Source organism: Calothrix rhizosoleniae SC01, from assembly GCF_900185595.1.
Classification (GTDB): domain Bacteria; phylum Cyanobacteriota; class Cyanobacteriia; order Cyanobacteriales; family Nostocaceae; genus Calothrix_A; species Calothrix_A rhizosoleniae.
The window spans coordinates 1-5,141 of record NZ_FYBH01000022.1; the positions used below are offsets into that span (position 1 = coordinate 1).

Consider the following 5,141-nt stretch of genomic DNA (forward strand, 5'->3'; position numbering starts at 1 on the left):
GCTAGTTGGGGAGATTCAAATATTAACCGCAAGCGGACACTACGATGATTGGCTTGTGCCCCTGCTATGGTAGCTTGGAATCGGGCATTAATTTGGTTGGGGAACAGTGCTTGGTAAAGTTCGTCACCTAGTGCTTTGAGCAAATCTGCATCTGTCTGATTCTGCTCAATCAGTTTTAATGCTAGGTTAATTTTGTTCCTTTCTAGGCGTAATTCACCAGAAATCTCACCTTGTTCTGATGAAGCACGAATATTCTTATTTTCCCTGACTAAGATTTGAAAATCTTGGTAGTTTATAGGACTTTGATTAGATAATATATTTTCGGGGTTGATATTCGGTGCAGGTATAGTTAATTGTTTAACCCATTCCTGAAACAGGCGAGAACCTAATGTATAGCACTCGTCATTCAATGGGCGGATAACACCAGTACCAGCTATGACTTCTAAGGCTTCTGCAACTTTGAATCGGCTGAAATTTGTATCTTTTGCTAAATCTTGGGGGGTGGCTTGGTGTTGCTCGAGGAGGACAGAATATATTTTGCGTTCGTCTTCGCTAAAGCAACCAGAGAGGTGTTCTTCGTTCCACCAGGAGGAAAAATCTTTGTCGTGATGCTGTAGTAATTCGTTGGTGAGATTAGCCCAGGAGTCTTGCTGGTGGTTGTCAAAAATTATGTTGAGTGATTGTTGGGTTAGGTAGGGATGACATCCGGACAATTTGATGATTTCGCTGATTTCAGCTTCACTTAGGGATACATTTTCTTGTTCGGCGCGATCGCATATCAGTTTTGTGGTATCTTCCTTACTTAAGGCAGTTAACCATTCGATTTCGGCGATGTTTAATAATGGCGAACCCACACGTTGCTGATATTCTTTTAAGTCTCGGTAACCGGAGAGTAATAAACCTAGGGCAGATTTGACGGCAATATCAGTATCTTTTAATCCCCGTAGGTAAGACCAAGCGTCAGTAGCCCAAGGTTGGCGGACAATGAATTCAGCACCATCGATGAGGAAGCAAACCCCTTGAAAGTTCATCTGGCACAGTTCTTCCGTAGTTTTTAAGAATGCCAAGCGAAAGCTATCGTTATTTAAACCCTTGGCGGAGTCGGGATAATTATTGTTGAAATTTATACCTAATGTGGCAAGAAAATTTAGGGTAACTTCACCACCCTTGATTTTACTGAGAAACTCGCGATACATTTGGCTAATTTCCCCTACAGGAATTTCTCGCCACCGTTCTATGGCTTCTCTGAGTCTGGCGATGAGGAGGTAACGCAGATTGTCTAAGTCTTTGGGTTGTTCTAACTGGAGGTTAATTAATACGGGGAAGGCGCGACGGAAATAATTAGTATGGGGATTGAGTAAGTTCCACTCTACAGCCCGTAAGGCACTGGTTTTACCTAAACGCCTCCCCCCTAAGAGTATCCGCACCTGAAAAGGGGATTGGAGTATGGTATCAATTAATTCGTTGCGTCCGAAGAAGTAGGAAGGTTCTGTAATGGGGATGCGGTAGTTCTCAAAGGGACGTTCTCTTACAAAATCCGGCATTGCTCCATTTCCTCTTCTATCATCTGCATTTGAATCCAACGTGATAAGAGAGGAATTCGGATATGGTATAAATCCTGATCTTGAACTTCCTCTTGATACAACAATCCAACATTTGTGAGCCAATTACAAGCGTCTAAGCACTGGTTGGCTGTAAAGCAGGTTTTCAGGTGGTTGAATAAAGCTGGTTGTGTGATTTTGTCGGGGAAGTCTTGGTTACAGGCGATGACTCGAATAATGGAGATGGCGACTTGGAAGTTGCGTTTCTCTAAATCTTCCCAAATACTTTTTTCGAGGTAATTTTTTAACTCACCTTTTTGGGTTAAAGTTCTCTCTAAATATTTATCTACCATTGCCCATTCAATTAGCATAGTGCCATTAGCGGGTTGATGGTTGTGATTTTGATTTTTAATTTTATCTGTGATTAAGCGGGCAATTTGGCGAGATAAAAAGGGATGTCCACCGCTTTGGTAATGAATTTTTTTGGGTGTGGATGCATCGAATTCTAACCCCATTAATTTACCAAGATTTACCAGCATATCTTGGGTTTCTGACTCAGAGAAAGGGGGTAAAAAGATTTCTTTGAAGAAGCTAAATACAGGATTTGTCGCTACTCCTGGTTGTGTCCAGGAATTAATGCGATTGCAATCTGGATGTACGTCAGCCACAAGCAGTGACATTTTCTGTTGTTGACACAATACCCGCAATGCTCCCAAAAAAGCATTAAATTCTTCAGCTTTTTCCCGGTTGTCTTCTGGGGTGGGAATAATCCTTTCTATTTCATCTAAAAAGCACAGGATGGGCAGTTTATATTTATGATGTTTTTGGATGAAATGGGTAAATTCATTCAGCCGACGAATAAATTCATCCGTTAACTCAGCACCAGGTTTATCTAGGGGGAAAGGGTCAAATTTTGGCAGGGGAATATCACTTTCTAAAGCAGATAGATGCTGGATAATTTTGTTAAATAAAGCCCCAGTGTAGCGAGAACCACTATAGGTTTGCAAATCAATGTGGACAATGGGATGTTCCCGCAGCATAAAGCCCAGTTGCAGCAACACAGAGGTTTTACCTGACTTGCGTAATCCAAAAAGTCCTACTCCTTGATATCTTAGTAGTTCTTCTCCCAACCGTTGTAATATTTCCGTGCGACCGAAAAATGATAAAGTGTCGCTAATGGCGTTTCTATCATCAAAGAAATCAGCACGCTGGACGTATCTATCAATATATGTTTCCAGCAGTCCCCTACATTCATATTTATCCCCTAAAGCCTGTTCCACTGATGTTACAGGTATGGGAATTACCAAAAATTTGTCCCTTAACCGCACCTTAGCAATTTCCATTCTGGCTGTGGTATCTGGGGGAAGTTTATAGATTAATAAACCAGCTTTTTGGGCAGCTTTTCGTGTTGCTTTGATTTGCAATTGTTGAGAAAGTTTCACCAGGTAGATGATATCCTCATCCGTTGGCGTATCAATAGTAATTAACACAGGAAAAGGGGTGTAATTGCTGAGACTACTGTTGATAGTTTCGATAGTCAGGTGTAGTTCTTGTTCCCGTTTTATCTTGGCATCAACTTGTTCTAAAAACTTCCCGACTAAATCTAAATATTGAGTTTTCTGTTCATGTTGTTGTAATACTGACTTTGCCCCTTGTGTCCATTTTCGCGGTAAACGTAACTGTAATAATTGGACAAATTTATCACTTAATGTATGATCTTTGCTGTTAGCAGCGTATTCGATAATTCTTTCTCGCAGTGCTAAAGCCGCATTTAAAGAAAGTAAATTAGCTAATAATAAATAGACACCGCGAAACCTGGGATCATCAATATGTTGATTAACCCGTTCTTGAACTTCCTCCCCTGCACCGCGAAAGTTTTGGACTAGGAAAAATTCCATGATTTTGTCGTGGCGAAAATACCAGCGTTTCTGGGCTTCCCCCTCCTCATCTTCCCACTGACGGCTGATGACCATTTTATATTTTTCATCTTCCAGACAGATTAATTCTGGTTGAAATGATTCACTGGGGATGATGGTTTCGTCATGCAGTCGCATTTGGTAAACTGCCTGGGAGAATCTGTTTAAAGGAAATTCCTGTTGCCATTCTCGCTGATATTCCGTCGCCATGAGCTGATATTGCTGTTCTTGCAGGCGAAACAAATTTGGTTGTTGTCCTTGTGATAGCATCTGGGCAACCAGGGTTAAATCCATTGGGTTGGAAAGAATGCGCTTGGTTGCGGTGAAATCTTCCACTGATTGTTGTTCGTTGAAAGCTTCTGCAAGGTAGCTTTTACAGGCTTGCTCATATTCGGTGGTGACTGTCTCAGTTCCTAAATCTCCAGTTCCCAGTCCACTATCACGGGAAAGCAAAAACTGCTGGATTTGTTCCCGCTCTAAGGGCTGCAATTCATATTTTTTTGCTGTAGAAGGGGGTATCCAGTCTAGGGGCTGGGTTGTCATAATTATATTGCTGCGGAAATTGCTTTCAGCAAATTGGGAGATTTTCGCCCGTGTGTCGGCGGTAACTTCATTGAGTCCATCGATGCAGATATTTAAGGCTCCATTATAAATTAGGCTTTTGAGGAACTTGCTATCATCTACCTGTTCCCGGAGCTTGGCAGAAATTGCTTCAATCACCCCTTTGTCACATTTTTGGGCGGGGAGGTAAACAAAGATACCCTGGGAGTTATTTGCCAAATGGCGGAGAAACATTGATTTACCTAAACCAGAGTCTCCTTCTAAGACGATTTGCCCTTGGAGAGTGGGAATTGCTTGGGTAATGGGTTGAATTGTTGGGGTTACAGCATAGCCAACCAATCCCCCTTGTCTCCCTTGTCCCCCTTTTCTCTCTTCTCCCCCTCGTCCCCCTCGTCCCCCTCGTCCCCCTTGTCCCTCTTTAAGACTCCGAGGAACTTTGACGAAAGACTCACCAAAATAAGTTTGCTCAATGAAATTATCTAATCCTGCATCTGCTAGCAGTAGAGGTGTAAATGGTTGCAACAATCTGTTACGCGCCCAGGGAATACAAGTGAGGAGTAAGCCGATGTAACCAAAACCGAGAATTCTTCTTAACCAAGGATTCCAGAACAAAGGTGCGAGAATTTGGGTAAATTTAGAGTAGGCAAGGATGAGGGTAAGCCAAATGGCAAGGTGAATGAGGATGATGTTTCTGGCAAGGAAAAACCACTTCCAAAATTCCAGATTATTAATCACACGCAGCACCGTATCAGCATAGTGAGAACCTGCATTTTTCAGGTTTTCATGTTGACGCTGAAGTAAGGCGATGTCCCATGCTTTCCAATCAACTCGGTTGGCAACTACAGCAATTTGTCCTGCTAATTCTCGCTGCAACTTTGGTAGAGAATCAAGAAGTTTCCAAGTTTCCTCGAATAATTCCATGATTTTCCTACCTTTATCAGGAGTTAAATCACTTGGTTTAGTCTTGGGTTCGCCAACCCATTGCATCAAAGTTTCTATATCTTGGTTTCCACCACCAATAAAATGAGCTAAGAATCTCAATTGAGTCACTTCTGAGGGATAATAGTGTACTGCATTCAGAACTTGCACAATAGTAGGTAAACCTTGTTGCTCTAGCTTTGGT

Annotated in this window: 1 protein-coding gene and 1 pseudogene; both read right to left on the minus strand. The window is 42.0% G+C overall.

Annotated elements, in window-relative coordinates; genetic code table 11:
• Positions 1–1,544 (minus strand): helix-turn-helix domain-containing protein (locus tag CALSC_RS01020; protein WP_200817526.1); only part of this gene is annotated, 1,544 nt, incomplete at its 3' end.
• Positions 1,545–3,214: 1,670 nt separating this feature from the next.
• Positions 3,215–4,543 (minus strand): annotated as a pseudogene (locus tag CALSC_RS28100) (NACHT domain-containing protein); the annotation flags it as partial.
• Positions 4,544–5,141 lie beyond the last annotated feature (598 nt).